This window comes from Streptosporangium sp. NPDC003464, assembly GCF_053588315.1.
On sequence record NZ_JBSFPS010000039.1, the window covers coordinates 1 to 22916 of the forward strand.

Annotated in this window: 19 protein-coding genes; 14 read left to right on the forward strand and 5 right to left on the reverse strand. The window is 71.6% G+C overall.

The window, feature by feature from the left end; translation table 11 throughout:
- The 6 genes from ACWDS7_RS11650 to ACWDS7_RS11675 all read left to right on the forward strand — a co-directional run.
- On the forward strand, positions 1–2371 hold a 2371-nt coding region (locus tag ACWDS7_RS11650; protein WP_451929222.1), incomplete at its 5' end, for an ATP-binding protein.
- A gap of 3 nt (positions 2372–2374) precedes the next feature.
- Positions 2375–3007 carry a response regulator gene (locus tag ACWDS7_RS11655; RefSeq protein ID WP_306860835.1) on the forward strand — a complete coding sequence of 211 codons (633 nt, stop codon included), beginning with the start codon at positions 2375–2377 and terminating at the stop codon, positions 3005–3007.
- Between the two features lie 537 nt (positions 3008–3544).
- Complete coding sequence (locus tag ACWDS7_RS11660; RefSeq protein ID WP_306860837.1) at positions 3545–3712, forward strand: hypothetical protein; 168 nt, start codon at positions 3545–3547, stop codon at positions 3710–3712.
- Between the two features lie 25 nt (positions 3713–3737).
- A complete protein-coding gene (locus ACWDS7_RS11665; RefSeq protein WP_451929242.1) occupies positions 3738–4283 on the forward strand; it encodes a MauE/DoxX family redox-associated membrane protein in 546 nt (181 codons plus the stop codon).
- Positions 4284–4293: 10 nt separating this feature from the next.
- Positions 4294–4824 (forward strand): TlpA family protein disulfide reductase, encoded by a 531-nt coding sequence (locus tag ACWDS7_RS11670; RefSeq protein ID WP_451929223.1) that lies wholly within the window; start codon positions 4294–4296, stop codon positions 4822–4824.
- Between the two features lie 92 nt (positions 4825–4916).
- Positions 4917–6725, forward strand: coding sequence for an ABC transporter ATP-binding protein (locus ACWDS7_RS11675; RefSeq protein WP_451929224.1), 1809 nt, complete (start codon positions 4917–4919; stop codon positions 6723–6725).
- Between the two features lie 34 nt (positions 6726–6759).
- Here ACWDS7_RS11675 and ACWDS7_RS11680 read toward each other — a convergent pair whose 3' ends face one another.
- Together ACWDS7_RS11680 and ACWDS7_RS11685 are read right to left on the reverse strand one after the other, a co-directional pair.
- A complete protein-coding gene (locus ACWDS7_RS11680) occupies positions 6760–7947 on the reverse strand; it encodes an NYN domain-containing protein (RefSeq protein WP_451929225.1) in 1188 nt (395 codons plus the stop codon).
- Positions 7948–8315: 368 nt separating this feature from the next.
- Complete coding sequence (locus ACWDS7_RS11685) at positions 8316–10808, reverse strand: RNA polymerase sigma factor (protein WP_451929226.1); 2493 nt, start codon at positions 10806–10808, stop codon at positions 8316–8318.
- A gap of 184 nt (positions 10809–10992) precedes the next feature.
- Between ACWDS7_RS11685 and pyrE the strand changes: the two genes are divergently transcribed.
- Positions 10993–11529, forward strand: coding sequence for an orotate phosphoribosyltransferase (pyrE, locus tag ACWDS7_RS11690; protein WP_306860850.1), 537 nt, complete (start codon positions 10993–10995; stop codon positions 11527–11529).
- 130 nt (positions 11530–11659) lie between these two features.
- On the opposite strand, the gene ACWDS7_RS11695 is transcribed toward pyrE, so the two are convergent.
- Positions 11660–12094, reverse strand: a complete 435-nt coding sequence (locus ACWDS7_RS11695; RefSeq protein ID WP_451929227.1) for a hypothetical protein — start codon at positions 12092–12094, stop codon at positions 11660–11662.
- Positions 12095–12148: 54 nt separating this feature from the next.
- Positions 12149–12877 carry a DedA family protein gene (locus tag ACWDS7_RS11700; RefSeq protein ID WP_306860854.1) on the reverse strand — a complete coding sequence of 243 codons (729 nt, stop codon included), beginning with the start codon at positions 12875–12877 and terminating at the stop codon, positions 12149–12151.
- A gap of 163 nt (positions 12878–13040) precedes the next feature.
- Here ACWDS7_RS11700 and fbaA point away from each other — a divergent pair, with 163 nt between their 5' ends.
- From fbaA to ACWDS7_RS11720, 4 genes are all read left to right on the forward strand, one after another.
- On the forward strand, positions 13041–14063 hold the full coding sequence (gene fbaA, locus ACWDS7_RS11705; protein WP_451929228.1) for a class II fructose-bisphosphate aldolase: 1023 nt from the start codon (positions 13041–13043) through the stop codon (positions 14061–14063).
- Between the two features lie 241 nt (positions 14064–14304).
- Positions 14305–14724 carry a DUF3151 domain-containing protein gene (locus tag ACWDS7_RS11710; protein ID WP_451929229.1) on the forward strand — a complete coding sequence of 140 codons (420 nt, stop codon included), beginning with the start codon at positions 14305–14307 and terminating at the stop codon, positions 14722–14724.
- A gap of 125 nt (positions 14725–14849) precedes the next feature.
- Positions 14850–16133 carry an adenylosuccinate synthase gene (locus ACWDS7_RS11715; protein WP_306860860.1) on the forward strand — a complete coding sequence of 428 codons (1284 nt, stop codon included), beginning with the start codon at positions 14850–14852 and terminating at the stop codon, positions 16131–16133.
- Positions 16134–16219: 86 nt separating this feature from the next.
- The gene (locus ACWDS7_RS11720) at positions 16220–17146 is read left to right on the forward strand and encodes a glycerophosphodiester phosphodiesterase family protein (protein ID WP_306860862.1); all 927 of its coding nucleotides are present in this window, start codon (positions 16220–16222) and stop codon (positions 17144–17146) included.
- A 120-nt stretch (positions 17147–17266) separates the two neighbouring features.
- Here the strand turns inward: ACWDS7_RS11720 and corA are convergent, their stop codons facing one another.
- A complete protein-coding gene (corA, locus tag ACWDS7_RS11725; RefSeq protein WP_306860865.1) occupies positions 17267–18385 on the reverse strand; it encodes a magnesium/cobalt transporter CorA in 1119 nt (372 codons plus the stop codon).
- Between the two features lie 501 nt (positions 18386–18886).
- Here corA and purD point away from each other — a divergent pair.
- The 3 genes from purD to murA all read left to right on the forward strand — a co-directional run bounded on the left by purD (position 18887) and on the right by murA (position 22796).
- Entirely contained in the window at positions 18887–20119 is a 1233-nt protein-coding gene (purD, locus tag ACWDS7_RS11730) for a phosphoribosylamine--glycine ligase (RefSeq protein ID WP_306860867.1), read from the forward strand.
- Positions 20120–20189: 70 nt separating this feature from the next.
- The gene (locus tag ACWDS7_RS11735) at positions 20190–21227 is read left to right on the forward strand and encodes a hypothetical protein (RefSeq protein WP_306860869.1); all 1038 of its coding nucleotides are present in this window, start codon (positions 20190–20192) and stop codon (positions 21225–21227) included.
- Positions 21228–21527: 300 nt separating this feature from the next.
- Positions 21528–22796 (forward strand): UDP-N-acetylglucosamine 1-carboxyvinyltransferase, encoded by a 1269-nt coding sequence (gene murA, locus ACWDS7_RS11740; RefSeq protein WP_306860871.1) that lies wholly within the window; start codon positions 21528–21530, stop codon positions 22794–22796.
- Positions 22797–22916: the final 120 nt, after the last annotated feature.

The window sequence follows — 22916 nt, forward strand, 5'->3', positions numbered from 1 at the left end:
CCTCAAGACCACCATCAACACCATGGTCGACCAGCTCTCCTCCTTCGCCTCCGAGGTCACCCGGGTGGCCCGCGAGGTCGGCTCCGAGGGCAAGCTCGGCGGCCAGGCCCGCGTCGAGGGCGCCGAGGGCATCTGGAAGCGCCTCACCGAGAACGTGAACGAGCTGGCGGGCCGCCTGACCACTCAGGTCCGCGCGATCGCCGAGGTCACCACCGCGGTCGCGACCGGCGACCTGACCCGCTCGATCACCGTCGACGCCGGCGGCGAGATCGGCGAGCTGAAGGACAACATCAACACGATGGTGTCGGTGCTGCGCGACACCACCAAGGCCAACCAGGAACAGGACTGGCTGAAGTCCAACCTGGCGCGGATCTCCCGCCTCATGCAGGGCCACCGCGACCTGATGGAGGTCGCCAAGCTGATCATGAGTGAGCTGACCCCGCTGGTCTCCGCCCACTACGGCGCCTTCTACCTGGCCGAGCCCACCGGCGACCACGACCTCTATCTGATCGCCGGATACGGCGCGCGCCCCGGCTCGAAGATCCGGCAGCGCTTCTCGGTCGGCGAGGGGATCGTGGGACAGGCCGCGTTCGAGGGCAAGCGGATCATCCTGGAGAGCGTCCCGGCCCGATACCTCACCGTGGACACCGGCCTCAGCTCCTCCGCCCCGGCCCAGATCGTCGTGCTGCCGATCCTGTTCGAGACCCAGGTCCTGGGCGTCGTGGAGCTGGCCTCCTTCAGCCACTTCGGCGAGGTCCACCACGACTTCATGACCCAGCTCGTCGAGACCATCGGCGTCACGATGAACACGATCATCGCCAACTCCCGGACCGAGGACCTGCTGACCGAGTCGCAGCGCCTCACCACCGAGCTCCAGGAACGCTCCGACGAGCTCCAGCGCCAGCAGGAGGAGCTGCGCCGCTCCAACGCCGAGCTGGAGGACAAGGCCGCGCTGCTGGCCAAGCAGAACCGGGCCATCGAGATCCAGAACTTCCAGATCGAGCAGGCCCGCCGGACGCTGGAGGAGCGCGCCGAGCAGCTCGCGGTCTCCTCGCGCTACAAGTCCGAGTTCCTGGCCAACATGTCCCACGAGCTGCGCACCCCGCTCAACAGCCTGCTCGTGCTGGCCAAGCTGCTCACCGAGAACGCCGAGGGCAACCTCACCGTCCAGCAGGTGGAGTTCGCCCGGACCATCCACGGCGCCGGCTCCGCCCTGCTCCAGCTGATCAACGACATCCTCGACCTGTCCAAGGTCGAGGCCGGGCGGATGGACATCCACCCCCAGCAGATCTCCCTGCCCAAGCTCGTCGACTACTTCGAGGCCACCTTCGCGCCGCTGGCCCAGGACAAGGGGCTGTCGTTCGCGGTCGAGGTCGACCCGTCGATCCCGCAGGAGCTCCGCACCGACGAGCAGCGCCTGCAGCAGGTGCTGCGCAACCTGCTCTCCAACGCGATCAAGTTCACGCCCAAGGGCGAGGTGCGGCTGCGCGTGATCCACGCCCAGCGTGCCGTGACCTTCGTGGACGACACCCTGCGCGGCGCCGACGGCATCCTGGCCTTCGAGGTGGTGGACACCGGCATCGGCATAGCCGCCGACAAGCTGGAGGTCATCTTCGAGGCGTTCCGTCAGGCCGACGGCACCACCAGCCGCAAGTACGGCGGGACCGGCCTGGGCCTGTCCATCTGCCGCGAGATCGCCCGCCTGCTCGGCGGCGAGATCCACGTGGTCAGCGAGGTGGGCCAGGGGAGCACCTTCACCCTCTACCTGCCGCCGTCCTACGGCGGACCGCTGTCCTCGCGCGACGGCGGAGCGGCCGCGCCCAACTCCCCGCCGCGCAGCCAGACGCTCATCGGGGTGCTGGAGGAGCCCGACGACCTGCCGGAGCTGGCGCTGCCGGAGGACATGCCGGTCCCGCACTTCCCGCAGGAGGAGGCCCAGGCGTGGAAGGGCGGTGACGACCCGCTCACCGGCGCCAAGATCCTGATCGTGGACGACGACATCCGCAACGTCTTCGCCCTGACCAGCGTCCTCGAACGGTACGGCTCCACGGTGGTCTACGCCGAGAACGGCCGCGAGGGCATCGAGCAGCTCGAACGCAACGAGGACGTCGCGCTGGTGCTGATGGACATCATGATGCCCGAGATGGACGGCTGGGCCACCACCTCCGCCATCCGCCGGATGCCGCAGTTCGCCGATCTGCCGATCATCGCGCTTACCGCTAAGGTCATGCAGGGCGACCGGGAGAAGAGCATCGCGTCCGGCGCCTCCGACTACGTGCCCAAGCCCGTGGACGTCGACCGCCTGCTCGAACGCCTGCGCGGCTGGCTCACCCGGGGCAAGCCGGCCGGTGACTCCGACGAAGGGGCGTGATCAATGCCTGAGCGAGCGAAAATCCTCCTGGTGGACGACCGGGAGGAGAACCTGATCGCGCTCGAGGCAATCCTCAGCTCCCTCGACCTGATACCCGTCCGGGCCAGGTCCGGCGAAGAGGCGCTCAAAGCCCTGCTCAACACCGAGTTCGCGCTGATCCTGCTGGATGTGCGCATGCCGGGGATGGACGGATTCGAGACCGCGTCCCACATCAAGCGCCGCGAGCGCACCCGCAACATCCCGATCATCTTCCTGACCGTGGTCGACAGCGCCCCCGACTACGCCTTCCGCAGCTACGCCGCCGGGGCCGTCGACTACCTCACCAAGCCGTTCGACCCCTGGGTGCTCCGGGCCAAGGTCGCGGTGTTCGTCGAGCTCTACAACATGAACCGCCGCCTGGCCGAGCAGGCGTCCATGCTCCGTGAGCGCCTGGCCGCCGAGCTGCCGCCGGGCGAGGCGTCCGACCAGGCGGCCGTGCTCCCCGAGCTGTCCAGGCGCCTCACCGCGGTCGAGGACGAGCTCGCCCGAGTCAGCGAGCTGGCCCGCAAGGCCAACGACCCGAGCCTCGCGGGGCCGCTGTCCGACCTGGCCCACCGCCTCAGCCACCTCAGGGCGGGCCTGGACGCCCTCACCTGAGCACGGCCGCGTCCGGACGGGCCCTCGCGTGGCACGCGTGGCCCTCGCCAGGCGTAGGTACGGCAGTCCTCGCCCGGCTTAGGCGCAGCGGGCCTCGCGAGGCATAGGCGCGGCCCTCGCGAGGCCGTACGCGCCACTCGGCCTCGACCGGGCCGGCTGGGACCCGGCGCACGGGAGAGGGCGCATGTCGCGTCGGCGAGGCCGGCGCCGGCCGGTCGCACCGGGACGGGGCCCGGCAGGGTGTCTCCGCGGAGAGGATTTTTGGTGAGCCGGCCCCAAAGGCACCTATCCGAAATTAGCTATAAAAGACGCCTAGAGCAGGCCGAAATCACTCCGCGGGCAGATGTCAAGATCAGAAACTGTCGAAGCGTGACCGCTGGTGTGGCGATCTTCACCATTATTCTCTGATCTTGGTCCGGCTTACGGTGCAGGCGCCAACGAGCGATGATCACCGACTCCGGCCGCACGGAGATGGCAGGCAACGCTCGATGACCAATCGGTATCGATCACACCGTACGGTTCGACAGAGGAGATCTCATGATCCGTTCCCTCGGCAAGCTGGGCGACCGTCTGCTCGACAGGCTGCTCCCCACGGCCTCCGCGGCCGCTGAGACGTGCTGGGACGAGACGAAGTGGGTCGGGTACACCGTACGCCGGACGTGCTGCATCGCCGCCGGCCGCACGGCCTGCACCCCCTGGCGCTGACCGAGACTCCGGCCGAGTGACCGTCATGCAGTACGTGGCGCTGGCCTGCCGATGCGCACTGGGCGTCGTCTTCCTGGTGGCGGTGTTCGGCAAGGTGCGCGGCCGGGAGGCCTTCCTTGCCTTCCGTGCCTCCGTGCCGGACATGGTCCCGCTCGCCACCGGCAGGGCGACGCCGCTGAGCGTCGCGGTGATCCTCGCCGAGGCGTGCGTCGTCGTACTGCTGACGGTCCAGTGGACGGTGCCGGCCGGTTTCGTGCTGGCCGGCGCCGTACTGCTGGCGTTCTGCGCGGGCATCGCGCGGGTCGTGCGCTCCGGTTCCCGGACCCCCTGCCGCTGCTTCGGCGCCACGGCGACCCCGCTGAGCGGCAGGCACCTGATCCGCAACGCGGGCCTGCTCGCCGTCACCGCGACGGGAGGCGTGGCCCACCTGCTCACCGCACCGGGTGACGCGCATCCCGCGGGCGTCGCCATCGCGATGGCCGGCGCCGGTGTGCTCGCCCTGGCCGTCGTCTTCTTCGACGACCTGGCCGACCTGTTCGCCGGGCCACCGCCCACTCCCGGGCACCTGTGAGGGGATCTCGATGCCGTACCTCGTCGTCGCCGTCGTCTTCGTCGGGGCCCTGTGCGCCGTCAACCTCCTGCTGACCCTGGCCGTCATCCGCCGCCTCCGCGAGCATTCGGCCCAGCTCGCCAACGGCCGGTCGACGAGACCGCCGCTCGTGGCCTCCGGCACCGCGCTGCCCGAGTTCACCGCCTCCGCGTCTGACGGCACGACCGTGTCACAGGACTTCTTCACCGGGCCGACCCTGGTGGGGATGTTCTCCACCACCTGCGCCGCCTGCCACGAGCGGCTGCCCGAGTTCACCGCCTGGGCGGGACAGCTGGGGCCCGGACGCGCGCTGGCGGTGGTCACGGGCGACCCGGAGGACGCCGGCGTGTTCACCGCCGCGCTGGCTCCGGTGGCTCCCGTGGTCGTCGAACCACCGGACGGGCCGCTGGGCCAGGCGTTCCAGGTGTCGTTCTTCCCGACCTTCTATCTCGTCGACGACCGCGCGGTGATCACCGCTGCGGCGGACGCCCCGGACCGGCTGCCACTGGCGGCGCGCACGTGAGGGAGCCCGGCGGGGAGGGCTCGGGGACCGGGTCCCTTCTCCACCGCGGGCGGGCGGCGGGCGAGCTGGCCTGGCAGGCCCAGCCTGCCGCCGTGGCCGGTTCACTGGTGGTGGTGCTGCTCATGGGGGCGGCGCCGGTGGCGACCGCCTGGCTCACCAAGCTGGTTCTCGACGGGCTGGCCGGCGACGGGGGCCGGAGTGTCCTGCTCCCCCTCGCGGCCGCCCTCGGGGTGGCGGGTCTGGCTCTGGTCGTCCTGCCGCATGTTTCCGAGTACCTCACGGGGCAGCTGCACCGGGGGCTCCAACGACTGATCTACGACCGGCTGTTCCGGGCCGTCAACGCCGACCCCGGGCTCAGCCGCTTCGAGAACCCCTCCTTCCACGACGAGCTGCGGCTGGCCCACGAGGCCGGTCAGAACGCCCCGCAGCAGATCGTCGGCTCGTCCCTGGCGATCTGCCAGGGCCTCCTGACGCTGCTGGGGTTCATGGCCACGCTGACCGTGCTCAGCCCGGTCATGGTCGTCATCGTCATCGCCGCCGCGCTGCCGTCGGCCAGGGTGCAGCTCGCGCTGAGCCGCCGCAGGGCCCGCACGATGTGGGGCATCAGCTCCAACACGCGTCGTCAGATCTTCTTCAGCGCCCTCCTCACCAGCCCCGACGCCGCCAAGGAGGTGCGACTGTTCGGGCTGGGTGACTTCCTGCGCACCCGGATGCTCACCGAACTCAAGACCGTCAACGAGGCCGAACGGGATCTGGACCGGCGGACGCTGCGCAGCCAGGGGCTGCTGTCCCTGCTGGGCGCCGTCGTCGCGGCCGGTGGCCTGTTCTGGGCCGTGCTGGCCGCCACGGCGGGAGGTCTGAGCGTCGGGGACGTCTCGGTGTTCGTCGCCGCCGTCGCCGGGGTGCAGACGGCCCTGACCTCGATCGTCGGCCAGTGGGCGAGCGCGCACAACGCCCTGCTGATGTTCGGGCACTACCTCGGTGTCGTCCAGGCTGATCCCGGTCTCCCGGTACCCGCGGAGCCCACCGCGCTGCCCCCGCTGCGAGAGGGCATCGAGCTGCGCGACGTGTGGTTCCGCTATGACGACGAGCACCCCTGGGTGCTGCGGGGGGTTGACCTCTTCATCCCGCACGGCCAGGCCGTCGCCCTGGTCGGCCTGAACGGGGCGGGCAAGAGCACCCTGGTCAAGCTGTTGTGCCGGCTGTACGACCCGGTCCGCGGCTCCATCCACTGGGACGGCGTCGACCTGCGTGACATGCGCCCGGCCGACCTGCGCGAACGGATCGGCGTGGTGTTCCAGGACTACATGTCCTACGACCTCACCGCCGGCGAGAACATCATGCTGGGCGACCTGGCCGCGGGCGCCGATCCGGAGCTCGTCCGGACCGCCGCCCGGCGCGCCGGGATCCACGACACGCTCGCCGACCTGCCGAAGGGTTACGACACGCTGCTCAGCCGGATCTTCTTCGGTGACGACGAGGACCAACAGGCCGGGGTGGTGCTGTCGGGCGGGCAGTGGCAGCGGCTGGCGCTGGCCCGCGCCCTGATGCGTCACCACCGGGATCTGCTCATCCTCGACGAGCCGAGCTCCGGCCTGGACGCGGAGGCCGAGCACGCCGTCCACCTGGGACTGCGCCGGCACCGGGCAGGCCGTACCAGCGTCCTGATCTCACACCGGCTCGGAGCCCTGCGGGAGGCGGACCTCATCGTCGTGCTGAGCGAGGGGAAGATCGCCGAACGCGGCTCCCACCGCGAGCTCGTGGCGCTGGGAGGTGAGTACGCGCGGCTGTTCACCCTGCAGGCCAGCGGCTACGGGCCCACCTCCGCCGTCCCCGCGGAAGGCTCCGCGGAGGAGAGCATGAGCACGGCCGCGCCCGGCCCCCGTCCGGCCATGGGGTGACCCTCGCGAGTCCGCCGGCCACGGACCGCGGAGCCTAGCGGCGGGCGCGTTCCAGCGCGTCCCAGAAGCCCCGGCGGAGGGCGTGGCGGACCTCGTCGTGGAGGAGGAAGTCGATCGGCAGGGAGGAGCCCTGGAGGAGGCGGGCCTCCAGGTCGGAGGGCATGCGGGGCTTGCGGGCGAGCACGGCCTCCAGCCACAGGGCGGGGGCGTCCTTGGCGACGGACTCGCCGAAGTCGTGGCCCTCCTTGTGGGCGGCCTTCACGGCGTCGGACAGGGTGGTCGTGCTGCTGTTGGAGGCGTTCTGGACCGGCACGGGGGCCGCCTGGGGACCGGTGTAGGCGCCGAGCTGGCCGGGCTGGTAGCCGGGCATGCCGCCGGTGTTGCCCGTGCCGTACTGCTGGGCCTGCTGGGGGGTCGGCAGCGGGCCGGTCGGGCTGTTGGGGGCGGCCAGGGGCTGCGGCGCGGGGGTCTGCGGCGGCTGGGGAGCCGGGGCCGGCGGGGGCTCGTGATTGTAGGCCGGGTAGGACGGCGGCGCGGGATGGGGGGCGGCGGGCGCGGGAGTGGCTCGGGGAGCCTGGACCAGCGGGGCCGGCGCGGTGGGCGGGGCGCCGTTGCCGAGGGCGACGGTGGCCTGGCCGTTGCCGGCCGGCTGGTGGCCGTTGCTCAGGGCGGGCGTCTCCGGGGAGCCGGTGGCCAGGCTGACGTAAGGCCGCAGATGGCTGCTGCCGATCTCGATCAGGTCGTCGCACTCCTGGCGGAGCGAGCGGGAGACCGCCCAGCCGCCGTCGGCGGCGATGTGCACGACGGTGACCCGGATGCCGAGGTCCTGGGCGTCGCAGACGACCTGCGCCAGGTCCTCGTCGCCGCTGACCACCACCGCGTCGCAGACCGCGCTGTTGCGGGCCAGCGTCATCAGGTCGCGGTGGACCTGGGCGTCCACGCCCTCGCGGCGGCCGGGACGGATGCGTGACAGCCGGAGCTTGAGGCCGGGGAGGTCGGCCAGCGCGTCGTGCTCGGCGGTGCGACGGCCCTCGACGCTCGCCTCGTACCAGTAACAGCGCAGCAGCGGCAGCCCGGTGCGCTCCTTGGACAGGTTGCCGAGCAGTTTGAGCAGACCCGGGTAGTCCCAGGAGACCGCCTCGCGATGGCGGGTCCCATGCACGGCCATCGCGCCGTCGGCCAGCAGGTAGCCTGCGTCCACGAACAGCGCGCAGCGATCCACGCGACACCGCCCTTCCTACGTGGCCCGCCCCTTCGGCTCAGACAAGCCTGAAAGACCTCTGAGAGACCAGCCAGACGGCCCTTCCTCAGGGTAATCAAGCAACTGATCGTCCGAGGGTGAATCCCGACGATTCGACCTGCGCCTGACCATACGCCGGAGTGTTCACGCAGACCGTACCAGTTCGTCCAGTTCTTGAGACCGCCCCCGTTGGCCGTACCTGTCCCCGGCCTTTATTGGCCCGTTCCACACTCCCGCCGCTTCTCGCCGCGCGGAAAACTCACCGGGACCCACCGTGGCCCGCCGGAACCCGCGGCGCTCCGGCCGGACCTCCCGGACCCCCGGACCTCACGGGCGGCCCCCCAGGACCCTCACGAACGGACCTGGACCCGCACCACCGCCGCGCCGAAGAACAGGACGTCACGGCCGGTGCTCACCTTGAGGACGGGGTTCGGGCCGAGAGGCGCCCGGAAGCCGTCGACGTCCGTGCCGAAGGTCAGGTCCGTGCCCTCGGCCCCCGTGGCGGACCCGTCGAAGGGGTTGTCCGCGTCCCGGTCACCGTCGTCCGGCCGGAGCGGGCGCCCGCCCAGCGTGACGCGCTCCCCCCTCAGGTCGGCGTCGCCCTCCCAGGTCACCAGGTGGACCCGGGCGGGCGAGGCCGTTGACGTCAGCCCGTCGAGGGGGATCCACGCGGGTCCGTGCTCCCGGTCCACCACGGTGGCGGCGTCGACGACGACGGCCTGGCTGTACGGCCGGCGGGAGTCGGCCGCGATGACCACCAGGCTCCATCCGGCGTGCCGGGAGACGCCGGGCGTGAGCGAGGCGTCGGCCGCCCAGTATGTCCCGCGGAGCCCGCCCATCAGCCGGGTCACGTCGGCGAACGCCTGGTATGCCGTCCCGGCGGGCAGCCGCCGCTCCGTCACCCGGTCGGCCCGCACCCGCGTATAGCCCCCGTCCCCCGGCGCCTTGAACTTGATCCGGCCGTCCGCGGGCGCGCTGGCCGACCAGTAGAGCCCGGCCCAGACCAGCCTGGCTCTCCTGGGCAGGGACAGCCGGGCCGCGCTCGAACTTCTCGTCGACCCGTCCCGGTCCTGGTCGAAGGGCCTCATCCTCCACAGGTCGTTGTCGCGGCTGTGGCCCCGGCGGGACCGGGCGGCCCGGCACCGGCGGTCGGCGCGGGCGCAGTCCAGCAAGGTGTTGCCGATGGCGGAGGTGACCACCTGGCCGTCGGTGGCGAACCGGGCCGGAGCCCCGACGGCCCGCACCCCGGTCCGCGCCCTGGCCGTCACCCCGGCCCCCGGGGTGGAGACCCGGACCGAGGGCGCGGCCCCCTCGGCCGCCGCCGGCGAGACCACGACCCGGAGGAAGATCGCTGTGGTCCGGCCCGCCGCCAGCGGCCCCCGGGAGCACCGCGCGCCCGCCACGTCCGCGCGGCAGGCCCAGCCGTCGACCGTGCCGACCGGCTTGACGACGGAGACCGCCCGCCCCCGGCGCGCCGCCGCGGAAACCGTCACCCCGTACGGCAGGCCGACGTCGGCGACGAGTTCCCCGCTCTCCCCCGCACCGACGTTGCGCAGCCGTACCGCCACGATGCCCGCCTCGGAGCGGACCAGCGCGCCGAGCGCGTCGATCCTGGCGATCAGGCGCGGCGCGGGCACGAGGGCCACTCCCCGGCCGGAGGGCGGCGCGGGCACGAGGGCCGCTCCTCCGCCGGAGGGCGGCGCGGCGGGCCGGGGGCCGGCCCGCCCCCGCGACCGGTCTCCTTCCCCCGGCGAGGGCGTCCTGCCCGGCGGGGACGGCGGCGGGGACGGCGGGTCCTGCGGCGCGGGCGCCGGGGCGGCGATCGGCGGCGGATCCGGGACCGGGGCGGCCGGCGCGGCCTGCGGACCCCGGGCCGAGACCAGTGTGAGGGCCGCCGCCAGGGTGACCGTGCCGGCCGCCGCGCCGACCGCGACCGCCCGCCGCCGCGCCGCGGGCGCCGGCCGCCACCGGCCGGACGGTCCGGACGTGCCGGCGGCGCCCACGCCGCCCAGAGCCGCGAGGTATCCGGCGAGCGCGGGGCCGGCGACGAGCGGGCCGACGGTGGCGCGCAGGCTCCGGTCGACGTCGGTGAGCTCCAGGAACGCCTCGTGGCATCCGGTGCAGTCGTCCATGTGCCCGTCCAGGGCCCGGCTCTCGCGCCTGGCCAGGGCGCCCCGCACGTAGGCGTCCATCCCGCCCAGCACGGGACGGCATCCCGGCCTCGGGACCCCGGCGAGACGGGCCCGCAGGTATGCCTGGCGCCACCCCTCCCTGGCCGTGCGGACCAGGGCGGCCGCCCCACCGGCCGTCAGGCCCAGCAGGGGCGCCACCTCGGCGGCCGTGGCCCCCTCGACCCCCGTATGCCACAGGACGAGCTGCCAGCGCTCCGGCAGGGACCGGTAGGCCCTGACGGCCGGCGAGCGTGCCGGGCCGGTCGGCGCGGGGCCGGCGAAGGACGTGTCCGGCTCGGGCGCCTCCGTCCCTTCGGTGAACGCGTCCGGGTCGAGCGTTCCCGTCCCTCCGGTGAACGCGTCCGGGTCGGGCGCCTCCATCTCCCCGGTGGCCGCCTGGCCGCCCTCCACCGGCGGCCTGTCATGGACCGTACGGCGGAGCGCGGTGAGCAGGTAGGGCCGGAACGCCTCCCGCGGGCCGCCACCCCGCCTGAGGAGTCCGAGGATCCCGGCGAACGTCTCCACCACGGCCTCCTCCGCCTCGGCGGGACCGCCGACGAGCCGGAGGGCGAGGATCCGGGCCGCAGGCGCGTGCCGTCCGTGGAGCCGGCCGTAGGCCGCCGCGTCCCCATGCCGCGCCTCGGCCAGCAGTTCGGCATCACCTTGAGCCATATTCGCACTCATTGCTACCTCACGATTACCTGGAGTCGCCTGTCGGATGATTCCGCGCTTCACGGCATGACCAAACCGGGATCGCACTGTTGCCTCCGGCGGACCGGGTCCGGGCGCGGCGATGGTGACCGCACCCGTGGGGGCACGATCCGGGCGCTGCCGGAACCGCCCTAACCTTGTTGCCATGAGCGATCGTGAGAACCTGCTGACCCAGATCAAGGACAAGGGCGTCGTGCACGGCAAGGTGGTGCTGTCCTCCGGCAAGGAGGCGGACTTCTACGTGGACCTGCGCCGGGTGACCCTCGACGGGCAGGCCGCACCCCTGGTGGGCCGGGTCATGCTGGATCTCACCGAGGACCTCGACTACGACGCGGTCGGCGGGCTCACCCTGGGCGCCGACCCGGTGGCGACCGCCATGCTGCACGCGGCGGCGGCGCGGGGCCGGACACTCGACGCGTTCGTGGTGCGCAAGGCGCAGAAGGCGCACGGGATGCAGCGCCGGATCGAGGGCCCGGACGTGGCGGGCCGGCGGGTGCTGGCGGTGGAGGACACCTCCACCACCGGCGGGTCCCCGCTGACCGCCGTGGAGGCGCTGCGCGAGGCCGGCGCCGAGGTCGTCGCCGTGGCCACGATCGTGGACCGGGGCGCGGCCTCCGCGATCGCCGAGGCCGGCCTGCCGTACCGGACCGCCTACAGCCTCCAGGACCTCGGCCTGGCCTGAGCGCCGGAGACCCGGGCGCCGGGACCTGAGAGCCGAGGGCCTGCGAGCCGGAGACCTGCGAACCCGGGACCTGAGAGCCGGGGACCTGCCGAGCCGGACCTGAAAGCCCGGGACCTGCGAGCCTGAGAGGTCAGTCGCGGGAGACGGTGAACTCCTGACGCTCCCCGGCCTTGCCCGGGGGGCGGACGGCGCCGTTCACCTCGACGCGGACGGAGGCGGAGTCGGTCAGCACCACGTCGACCTTGGCGTCGAAGGACTGGGCCTGCTCGTCGGCGGCCATCTCCCGGTCGATCAGCACGTCGCCCCCGGCGACCCTGAGGAAGACCTTGGGGCAGTGCTCCCGCAGGCACTGGACGCGGACCGTGGGGGTCTGCCCGGCGGTGGTGGAGGGCGGGGTGGAGGGCGAGGCCGCCGGAGTGGGCCGCGCGGCCGGCTCGGTGCCGGAGCCGAGCGTGCCGACCAGGGACAGGACGCCGACCACGATCAGGGCGACCAGCGCCAGCACCGCCAGGCCCATGAGGACGAGGCGGGCGATGCCCATCGGATCAGACCTGTGGCGTCCCACACAGTGGAGGGTAGCGGCTGAGGCGGAGGTCCCACGACCGACCTCCGCGGACCGTTATCGCTGACCGTCGCCCCTCGACGGGCCGGTCGGCGTGCTGCGGTGGTGCTTGCCCTGCGGCAGCGGGACGGCGGGGACGCCGCCGTCCTTGCGGTTCTTCATGAACTCCCTGACGATCGGGATGATCGAGAGCAGGATGATCACCAGAGCGCCCGGCAGGATGTATTTGTCGATGTCGGGCACCGCCGAGCCGACCAGGCGGCCGAAGACCAGCAGGCCGTCGGTCCAGATGATGCCGCCGACGCAGTTCCACAGGAAGAACCGCTTGCGGTCCATACCGAGCATGCCCGCGACCGGGTTGAGGAACGTGCGGACGATCGGGATGAACCGGGCGAGGACCACGGCCTTGGACGGGCCGAACTTCTCGAAGTAGTGCTCGGCCTTGTCGACGTATTCCTGCTTGAAGAGCTTGGAGTCGGGCCGGTCGAACATCCTGCGGCCGTAGGTGGCACCGAGGTGGTGGCCCAGCTGGGCTCCGGCGATGGCGCAGACCGGGGCCAGGACCAGCAGCAGCGGGAACGACAGCGGCTTGAGGCCCTCGATGGCCGCGGCCGCCTCGGGCGTGCTGAAGACGCCCGCCGCGACGAGCAGGGAGTCGCCCGGCAGGAAGAAGCCGAGCAGCAGCCCGGTCTCGGCGAAGATGATGCCGAGGACGCCGATGGTGGCGAACGGGCCGAGCAGGCCGAGCCACCACTTGGGGTCGAGGATGTTGTGCAGGAGGTCCATCGGCGTGAAGCCTACCGGCGGAAAGGGCCCAGATCGAGATACGGCACAGGTAGAAGTGGTGACGGAGCTATCCGGCCGGGAAGGAACCCGGAATACTGGCCAACGGGCTATGTCTCCAAAGTCCCGCCAGCTGTTCACAGCCGTCTCGAGGGAGATGACACCGATGCCTATCGCAACCCCAGAGGTCTACGCAGAGATGCTCGACCGGGCCAAGGCGAACGAGTTCGCCTACCCGGCGATAAATGTGACCTCGTCCCAGACTCTCAACGCCGCTCTGAGAGGTTTCGCCGAGGCGGAGAGCGACGGCATCATCCAGGTGTCGACCGGCGGGGCCGAGTTCCTGTCCGGCACCACCGTCAAGGACATGGTGACCGGCGCGACGGCTCTGGCGGAGTACGCCCGCGTCGTCGCGGCGAAATATCCCGTGACGGTGGCGCTGCACACCGACCACTGCCCGAAGGACAAGCTGGACAGTTTCGTCCGCCCGCTGATCGACATCTCCCTGGAGCGGGTGGCGCGCGGCCAGGACCCGCTGTTCCAGTCGCACATGTGGGACGGCTCCGCCGTACCCCTGGAGGAGAACCTGGAGATCGCCAAGGAGCTCCTGGACAAGTGCGCCCGCGCCAGGATCATCATGGAGGCGGAGATCGGCGTCGTCGGCGGCGAGGAGGACGGCGTCGTCGGCGAGATGAACGAGAAGCTCTACACCACTTCCGAAGACGCCCTCGCGACCGCCGAGGCGCTGGGCCTCGGGGAGCGGGGCCGCTACCTGCTCGCCGCGACCTTCGGCAACGTGCACGGCGTCTACAAGCCGGGCCACGTCAAGCTCCGCCCGAGCGTGCTGAAGGACATCCAGGAGGCCGTCGGCGCCAAGCACGGCAAGGAGAAGCCCTTCGACCTGGTCTTCCACGGCGGCTCCGGCTCGCTGCTGGAGGAGATCCAGGAGGCCATCTCCTACGGCGTGGTCAAGATGAACATCGACACCGACACGCAGTACGCCTTCACCCGCCCGATCGCCGACCACATGTTCAAGAACTACGACGGCGTGCTCAAGGTGGACGGCGACGTCGGCAACAAGAAGGCCTACGACCCCCGCTCGTACGGCAAGGCCGCCGAGACCTCGATGGCGGCCCGCGTCGTCGAGGCGTGCCAGCACCTGAAGTCCGCCGGCACCAAGCTCTCCTAGGCACAGACGCCCCGGACGGGCTCACCTGGGCACGGGCGCCCCGGACCGCCGGGTCCCGGACCGGCCGGGCCCCGGACCGCCGGCTCCGGCACGCGCGGCGCGTCCAGAGCGCTCACAACGTCCGGGCCGCGACGCTCGGAGCCCCGGCGGTAGGTCCGCCGGGGTGACACATCGGTCCCCGGAGCGCGTCTTCGGGGGCCGATCTTGGCCTGACACCGGTGTAACGGGTAGGACTGTCGTTATGGAATCGCACGAGAACCTCATCGCCGGCCCGCCACCCACCCGGCTGCCGGACCTGCCCGAGGCCCGAGAGGCGCTGCAATCCGGCGCCCAAGCATCAGATGTCGCCGCGCGTTTCCCCTCCTACCCGGCCGCGTGGGCCGCGCTCGCGGACGAGTATTTCGCCGGCGGGCACGCCGTGACGTCCTACGCGTTCGCCCGCACCGGCTACCACCGCGGCCTCGACCAGCTGCGCCGGGCGGGCTGGAAGGGCCACGGCCCGATCCCCTGGGATCACGAGCCCAACCGCGGTTTCCTGCGTTGTCTGCACGCCCTGGCCCGCGCCGCCCAGGCCATCGGCGAGCGGGACGAGGCCGAACGCTGCCTCCAGTTCCTGAAGGACTCCAGCGCCGACGCGGCCGAGGAACTGCTCGGACGCTGAGCCCCGGATCTCCCGCCCAGGGGTGGGAGATCCCCCAAATGTGACACGGTCGGGTATTCTCTCCACGCAAGAGCCCCTGTCGCGATTGCGTCAGGGGTTTTCGTTTTTGTGGTAGGAGATTAGCGATGCCGGCTGTCGTTCTCGTGGGCGCCCAGTGGGGCGATGAGGGCAAGGGTAAGGCGACCGACCTGCTCGGCGACAAGGTCGACTACGTCGTCAGATACCAGGGCGGAAACAACGCGGGTCACACGGTCGTCATCGGCGACCAGAAGTACGCGCTGCACCTGCTGCCCACGGGAGTGCTCTCCCCGAACGTCATCCCGGTGATCGGCAACGGCGTCGTCATCGACCCGGGCGTGCTGCTGAGCGAGATCGACGGGCTCCAGGCCCGCGGGGTCTCCTCCGAGCGGCTGCTGATCTCGGCCAACGCGCACCTGATCATGCCCCACCACAAGGCCCTCGACAAGGTCACCGAGCGCTACCTCGGCAAGGCCAGGATCGGCACCACCGGCCGGGGCATCGGCCCCGCCTACGGCGACAAGATCTACCGGATGGGCGTGCGGGTCCAGGACCTGCTCGACCCGGGCATCCTGCAGAAGAAGATCGAGGTCGCCCTCGGCGAGAAGAACCAGATCCTCACCAAGATCTACAACCGCCGGGCGATCGACGCCGGCATGGTGCTGGAGGAATACCTCGGCTACGCCGAGCGCCTCAAGCCGCACATCGCCGACACCACGCTGATCCTGAACAAGGCCCTCGACGAGGACAAGGTCGTGCTGCTGGAGGGCGGCCAGGGCAACCTGCTCGACATCGACCACGGCACCTACCCGTTCGTCACCTCCTCCTCCCCGACGAGCGGCGGCGCCTGCTCCGGCTCCGGCATCCCGCCGACCCGGCTCACCCGGGTGATCGGCATCCTCAAGGCCTACACCACCCGTGTCGGCTCCGGCCCGTTCCCGACCGAGCTCGACGACGAGATGGGCGAGTGGCTGCGCACCACCGGCGGCGAGTACGGCGTGACCACCGGCCGCAACCGCCGCTGCGGCTGGTTCGACGCGGTGATCGCCCGCTACGCCAGCCGGATCAACGGCGTCACCGACTTCTTCCTCACCAAGCTCGACGTGCTGTCCGGTCTGGAGAGGATCCCGGTCTGCGTCGCCTACGAGGTCGACGGCGTCCGCTACGACGAGATCCCGATGACCCAGACCGACTTCCACCACGCCAAGCCGGTGTACGAGGAGTTCCCCGGCTGGCAGGAGGACATCACCGGCGCCAAGACCTTCGAGGACCTGCCCGCCAACGCGCAGTCCTACGTCAAGGCCCTGGAGGAGATGAGCGGCGCCCGGATCTCCGCCATCGGCGTCGGCCCCGGCCGCACCCAGACACTCCAGATCCACTCGATGATCTAGTCTGCTCCCGGTAAGGTTCGTGCCCGGCGGCCGCCGGGCGCGAGCCGTACCGAGAGATCGGCGCGCGGGGTCGGTAGGGTCCCTCTGTGCATGCCGAGATTCATGGTCACCGCGGAGCCCGCGGACTGCGCCCGGAGAACACGCTGCCCGGGTTCGCCTATGCCCTGGAGCTGGGCGTCGACGCGCTGGAGCTCGACGTCGCGCTGACGGCCGACCGCCGGCTGGTGCTCACCCACGACCTCACGGTGTCGGCGGTGACCAGCGCCGACACCCGGCCGGCCCGCCACGGTGATCCGCTCTTCCCCTACGTGGGCAGGCCGGTCGGCGAGCTCACGCTGGCCCAGCTGCGCACCCTCGACTGCGGCGTACGGCTGCCGCGCCACCCCGAAGACCGTTTCGTCGGCACCCAGGTGCCGGTGCCGGACACCCGGATGCCGACGCTCGGGGCCGTGCTGGGCCTGGTGGACGCCTACGGCGCCGACGGCGTCCGGATGCACGTGGAGCTGAAGTCCGATCCGACGAGGCCGGAGCTCAGCGCCGACCCCCAGGAGTTCACCGAGCTGGTGGTCGCCGAGCTCGACCGGCACCACCGGCTCGACGGGGCGGCGATCCTCAGCTTCGACTGGCGGATCCTCCGGGCCGCCCGCTCCCTGGCCCCGGCGACCCGGCGCTACGCCCTGATCGAGCGCGCCACCATGGACAGCGCCTGGCTCGACGGCCTGCGGCTTGAGGACTTCGACGGCGACATCCCGGCCGCCGCCGTGGCGGCCGGGGGCACCGCCCTGTCCCCCGACCACGTGCTGATGGAGGAGGAGCTCGCGCGCCGGGCCGAGAAGGCCGAACTGCCCCTGGTCGTGTGGACCGTCAACGAGCCCGGCCGGGCCGCCGAGATGCTCGACCTCGGGGTGGCCGGGATCGTCACCGACTATCCGGACCGGATGCGCGCCCTGTGGGCCGAGCGGGGCATGCGCGTCCCTCCGCCCGCCACCCCGATGCGCCGGGCGAGCGCGTAGCGGCCCCGCCCGGGCCGCCGCCCCTGCGGCACCCGTCCGGCGGTCGCACGGCTCCGCCGGGGCGCGGGAGGGCATGGCCGGGCGGCCCGGCCCTCCCGCGCCCCGGCGGACGCGCCGTGGTCACATCCAGCCGTTGCGGCGGAAACCCCGGTAGAGCAGCGAGCAGGCGACCACCATCACACCGATCACGACCGGGTAGCCGAAGACGGAGTCGAGCTCGGGCATGTGCTCGAAGTTCATCCCGTAGATCCCGGCGATCATCGTGGGGACGGCCATTATCGCGACCCACGAGGAGATCTTCCGCATGTCCTCGTTGGCGAGGGCGTTGGAGCGGGCGAGCGCCGCCTGCAGGATGGAGTTGCACAGCTCGTTGGACGACTCGACCTGCTCGCAGACCCGGGCCAGGTGGTCGACGACGTCGCGGAAGTATTCGCGCATCTCCGAGGGGATCATCCGGCGCTGGGCCAGCGTCGACAGGGGCGACTGGAGCGGGGTGACGGACCGCTTCATCTCGATCATCTCGCGCTTGAGGTTGTAGATCCGGCCGATGTCACGGGCGCTGACGTCGGCGAAGACCATGGCCTCGACGTCTTCCAGCTCGGCCTGCATCAGGTCGGCCACGTTGAGGTATCGGTCCACGACGTGGTCGGCGATCGCGTGCAGCACGCCGGTCGGGCCGCGGTTGAGGAGCTTGGGCTTGTCCTCCAGGCGCTCGCGCACCTCCGACAGCGGGCAGTGCTTGCCGTGCCGTACGGTCACCACGAAGTCGGGCCCGACGAACACCATGATCTCGCCGGTTCCGATGATCTCGCTGGTGGCGGTCAGCACGTCGTGGTCGAGGTAGGCGACGGTCTTGAGGACCACGAACAGCGAGTCGCCGTAGCGCTCGACCTTGGGGCGCTGATGAGCCTTGACGGCGTCCTCGACGGCGAGCGGGTGCAGGGCGAAGACCTCCGCCAGCCACTCGACCTCGGGGGCGTCGGGTTCATGCAGGCCGACCCAGACGAAGGCGTTGCTCTTCTCGTCGGCCGCGTTGTGCGCGCGGACGAGCTCCAGGGCGTCGGGGATGCCCAGGGCGTCGATCTTCTTGCCGTCGACGTAGGCGGCGTATTCGACGAGTGAGTCGCTCGGCGGGACGCAGACGCCGTTCATCCGGTCACGGACCGGGACGGCGGGGGCGTGCGGGGCACGGACGGCCCGTGCGTGCTTGATGCGGGGAAAAAGGAGCGAGGAGCGCATGGCAAACCTTTCCCGCCCAACCCAGCACCGTTCACGCGCGACGCGATGTCACCTCAGTTCGAACGGGAATGCGCGTGGGAGCCGGTCGGGCACTGATCCGGAGTGGTCGAGAGTGCGCACACAGTGCGTGCGCGGGCACGTACTGCTGGGATCGCCAGAGGACATTCCCAACCACCTCCAATCAGTAAGAGACAGGCAAAGCCGCCCAAACTTAGCACAGATCTGGGCACGCCCCTTAAGCGTACTCCCGGCCGCAACAAGCGATCATCCATAACCTGACGAAATTCCCGCGTGATTTACGGTCGCATCCGCCGTCTTCGACGGCCGAGCCCGCGGACGCGGCGTTACGGGAACCGCGCCACGGTCCTACGCCACGACAGCGCGCCTTGAGCGTGCGCCGTGAGCGTGCGCGCCGCCCCGCCGACGCGGCCCGTCGACACGGGACCCGTTGTCCACAGCCTGTGGATGGATGGCCGGCCGGGGGCCGATAGGCTCTCGCAAGTGCGCGTTCTTGTGATTGGATCCGGCGGGCGTGAGCATGCCCTGTGCCGGTCGCTGACGGCAGATCCCCAGGTCACCGAGGTTCACTGTGCCCCCGGCAACGCCGGCATCGCACAGGTCGCGACCCTGCATCCGGTGACCCCGACCGACCCCGCGGCGGTCACCCGGCTGGCCGGGGAGCTGGGGGCCGACCTGGTCGTGATCGGCCCTGAGGCACCGCTGGTCGCCGGCGTCGCCGACGCGGTCAGGCAGGCGGGCGTCCCGTGCTTCGGGCCCTCCAAGGAGGCCGCCCGGATCGAGGGCTCCAAGGCGTTCGCCAAGGACGTCATGGTCGCGGCGGGCGTGCCCACCGCGCGGTCCCGCACGTGCGTCACGCCCGAGGAGGCCGCCGCGGCCCTGGCTGAATTCGGCGCCCCGTACGTGGTCAAGGACGACGGCCTCGCGGCCGGCAAGGGTGTGGTGGTCACCGACGACCTCGACGAGGCGCTCGGGCACGCCGCCTCGTGCGGGCGGGTCGTCATCGAGGAGTTCCTCGACGGCCCCGAGGTGTCGCTGTTCGCCCTCTGCGACGGGACCACGGCCGTGCCGCTCCAGCCCGCCCAGGACCACAAGCGCGCCTACGACGGGGACAAGGGCCCCAACACCGGCGGCATGGGCGCCTACACGCCGCTGCCGTGGGCCCCGGGCGACCTCACCGAGCGGGTGATGGCCGAGACCGTCCTGCCGACCGTCACCGAGCTGGCCAGGCGCGGCACGCCGTACACCGGGGTGCTCTTCGTGGGGCTGGCCCTCACGGCGGAGGGGCCGAAGGTGATCGAGTTCAACGCGCGGTTCGGCGACCCGGAGACCCAGGTCGTGCTGGACCGGTTGGAGACGCCGCTCGCGGGCCTGCTGCTGGCGTGCGCGGACGGGACGCTCGGCGGGTTCGGACCGCTGTCCTACCGCGACGGCGCCGCGGTGACCGTGGTGGTCGCGGCGGAGAACTACCCGGCCGACCCCGTCAAGGGCGACGTCATCGAGGGGCTGTCCGACACCGTCGAGAACGCCTACGTGCTGCACGCCGGCACCGCGTTCGAGGGCGACCGGATCGTCTCCAGCGGCGGGCGGGTGCTCAGCGTGGTCGGCACCGGCCCCGACGTGGCCGCGGCGCGCGCGGCGGCCTACGAGGCGGTCGGCCACATCCGGATGCGCGGTTCGCACCACCGCACGGACATCGCAGGACGTAGCGCTTGATCGGCATGTCGCGATAAGCCGGGGGCAGGCTCTGCCCCGTCCCCGGCCGCTCCGCCCCCACGGAGGAAAGATGTCGCTCGACCAGTCAGCGGTCCCCGAACGGATCGGCGACACCGGCGTGCTGCGCTGGCCGGGCACCTGGCGGGTCTACGTCGCCACCCGCAGCGAGGAGATCCGGGCCGACGCCGAGCGCGCCCTGACCATGCGCGAGGAGGCGGGCCAGCTCGTGTCCGTGGGCGAGGGCATCGGCACGCACCTGGCCCGCGCCGAGACCTACGCCCGCGGCAAGCACGGCCTGCGGCGCTGGCTGACCGGCCAGGCCATCGAGGGCGCCTGGTCCAACGTCAACAGCGCGACCGTGATGCTGTACGGCGTGCTGCCGACGGCGGAGCTGTGCGGCCGGGTGCCCGAGGTGGTGGCGATCGGCCGGGCCTACCTGCCCGGCGACGACCCCCGGCTGGTCCAGCTGCAGGCCAGGCTCGCCGCCGGGGATCTGGCGGAGGACGACAGGCCGCTGATGCAGTCGGTGCTGCGGGCCGCCTACACCGCGCAGGCGATGGAGACCGGCCGGGTCCGCAGCTTCCGCAACCTGCTGCTCGGCGGGGTGGTCATGCTGACCCTGATCGTGCTGGGCGTGGTGGCCATCGGCGCGATCTGGCCGGACGTCATCCCGATGTGCGGCAACCAGGCGGTGATCCAGGCCCAGGGGCTGATGCCCGCGCAGATCTGCCCGACCGGCGCCCTGCGGCCCAGCCACGGCGACGTCCCCCTCGTGGCCCTGATCGGCATGCTGGGCGCGGCGCTGGCCACGGCGGCCTCGCTCTCCACCCGCTCGGAGCTGTCCACGCGCTACTCGCTGGCGGTGGTCCAGAACCTGCTCAAGGCCCCCGCCGGGGTGGCCACCTCCGTGCTGGGCCTGCTGATCCTGAACTCCGGTTTCGTCCCCGGCTTCGCGGGTCTCGGCTCCCAGCCCGCCATCCTGGTCTGGGCCATGGCCTTCGGCTACGGCCAGCAGGTCGTCACCCGTTTCGTCGACCAGCGGGCCGACAACCTCCTGTCGGCCGCCTCGCCGCTCACCCCGGCCGGCAGGGGGACCCGCGCCGCGTGAGCGGCCCGATGTCCGCCGCGCGGGGGGCCGGTCCCGCCCGCACGGCCGTCCGGCCGTGCGGGCGGGACTCGGGACTGCCGGACGGTCGCCCCCGTGGCCAGGCGGGGGTCGCGGATGCGGGACCATTGCGGGGAGGCTCGCGAGCGGCCGAATGATCGGCGGCACAGCGGGTAGTCGCCACCCGAAGTGGCCGGTTCAGGGGCATCCAGCGGCTACTGTTGGCCGATAACCCCCGGCTGCCGCCACTGGCCTCCGCATCAGCCAAATCCCCGCTTCCCCTTTCCCCAAGGAGCATGTCGCATGGTCCGTTACCGCGTGCGCGGTGGCACCCCACTGCGTGGAACCGCCTTCATCCAGGGTGCCAAGAACGCCGTACTGCCCATGATCGGCGCGGCGCTCCTGGCGGCCAAGGGCCGGACGGTGCTGCGCAACGTCCCGATCATCGAGGACGTGCGCCGGGCGGTCGAGCTGGCCGAGGCGATCGGCGCCAAGGTCGAGCTCCACGAGGCCGAGCGCACACTGGTGATCGACGCCTCCACGCTGAGCAGCCCGGTGCTGCCCGCCGAGATCGCCCGCCGCTTCCGCGGTTCGGTGCTGTTCGTCCCCGCCCTGCTGCACCGCCTCGGCGAGGCGATCATCGAGGGCGTGGGCGGCTGCAACCTGGGCAGCCGCAACCTCGACTTCCACTACCTGGGCTACAAGCGCCTGGGCGCGATCGTGGACGAGGGCGACTCCGTCATCCACGTCAAGACGGCCGGCTTCACCGGTGCCACGCTGTATCTGGACACCCCCTCGCACACCGGCACCGAGAACCTGATCATGGCGGCCGCCCTCGGGCGCGGCACCACCGTGATCGAGAACGCGGCGCTGGAGCCCGAGGTCCTCGACGTGATCGAGATGCTGACCCGGATGGGCGCGCGGATCAGCGGCGGCGGCACCGGGTTCATCACGGTGGAGGGCGTGGAGGAGCTCCAGGCCGTCGAGCACACCGTGATGCCCGACCGCCTCGACGCGGGCGTGTTCGCCATGGCCGCGGCCATCACCGGCGGCGAGGTCAACCTGGTCGGCGCCGACCTGGACCACCTCGGCGTGGTCCGCTACAAGCTGGAGCAGATGGGGGTGGAGTTCGCCGACCACGGCGCGGTGCTCCACGTGCGCCGGGACCGCCCGCTGCGCCCGATCAACGTGATCACCGACACCTATCCCGGCTTCGCCACCGACCTGCAGTCGCCGATCATGACGGTCGCCTGCCTCGCCGACGGCGCCAGCTACATCCACGAGCGCATCTTCGACGGCCGGTTCGCCCTGGCCACCGAGCTGAACAAGATGGGCGCCGACATCGAGGTCAAGGAGAACAGCGCCGTCGTCCGCGGCGCGACCCCGCTGACCGGGACCGAGGTGACCGCGCACGACCTGCGTTCCGGAATCGCCCTGGTTCTCGCCGGTCTCGCCGCCGAAGGGGAGACCCTGATCGAATCCGGTTATCTCATCGACCGCGGCCACTCATATCTGGCCGAGCGTATGCAGGCCCTGGGCGCAGATGTGAGGCGAGAGATTTCTTCCTCATAATCAGCGGGTTTCAGTCACTCAAAAACCGCTCTGACCTGTGTAAACAGTAACAGTTAGGGGTTTAGCCGGGAGGTTCGTCCCGGAATTGACGGCAAATCGGGCGTGACATTACGGCCCCCG

Coding starts and splice junctions, on each gene's coding strand:
- ACWDS7_RS11655 (WP_306860835.1), top strand. CDS start 2,375: ATGCCTGAGCGAGCGAAAATCCTCCTGGTGGACGACCGGGAGGAGAAC.
- ACWDS7_RS11660 (WP_306860837.1), top strand. CDS start 3,545: ATGATCCGTTCCCTCGGCAAGCTGGGCGACCGTCTGCTCGACAGGCTG.
- ACWDS7_RS11665 (WP_451929242.1), top strand. CDS start 3,738: ATGCAGTACGTGGCGCTGGCCTGCCGATGCGCACTGGGCGTCGTCTTC.
- ACWDS7_RS11670 (WP_451929223.1), top strand. CDS start 4,294: ATGCCGTACCTCGTCGTCGCCGTCGTCTTCGTCGGGGCCCTGTGCGCC.
- ACWDS7_RS11685 (WP_451929226.1), bottom strand. CDS start 10,808: ATGGCTCAAGGTGATGCCGAACTGCTGGCCGAGGCGCGGCATGGGGAC.
- pyrE (WP_306860850.1), top strand. CDS start 10,993: ATGAGCGATCGTGAGAACCTGCTGACCCAGATCAAGGACAAGGGCGTC.
- ACWDS7_RS11700 (WP_306860854.1), bottom strand. CDS start 12,877: ATGGACCTCCTGCACAACATCCTCGACCCCAAGTGGTGGCTCGGCCTG.
- fbaA (WP_451929228.1), top strand. CDS start 13,041: ATGCCTATCGCAACCCCAGAGGTCTACGCAGAGATGCTCGACCGGGCC.
- ACWDS7_RS11710 (WP_451929229.1), top strand. CDS start 14,305: ATGGAATCGCACGAGAACCTCATCGCCGGCCCGCCACCCACCCGGCTG.
- ACWDS7_RS11715 (WP_306860860.1), top strand. CDS start 14,850: ATGCCGGCTGTCGTTCTCGTGGGCGCCCAGTGGGGCGATGAGGGCAAG.
- corA (WP_306860865.1), bottom strand. CDS start 18,385: ATGCGCTCCTCGCTCCTTTTTCCCCGCATCAAGCACGCACGGGCCGTC.
- ACWDS7_RS11735 (WP_306860869.1), top strand. CDS start 20,190: ATGTCGCTCGACCAGTCAGCGGTCCCCGAACGGATCGGCGACACCGGC.
- murA (WP_306860871.1), top strand. CDS start 21,528: ATGGTCCGTTACCGCGTGCGCGGTGGCACCCCACTGCGTGGAACCGCC.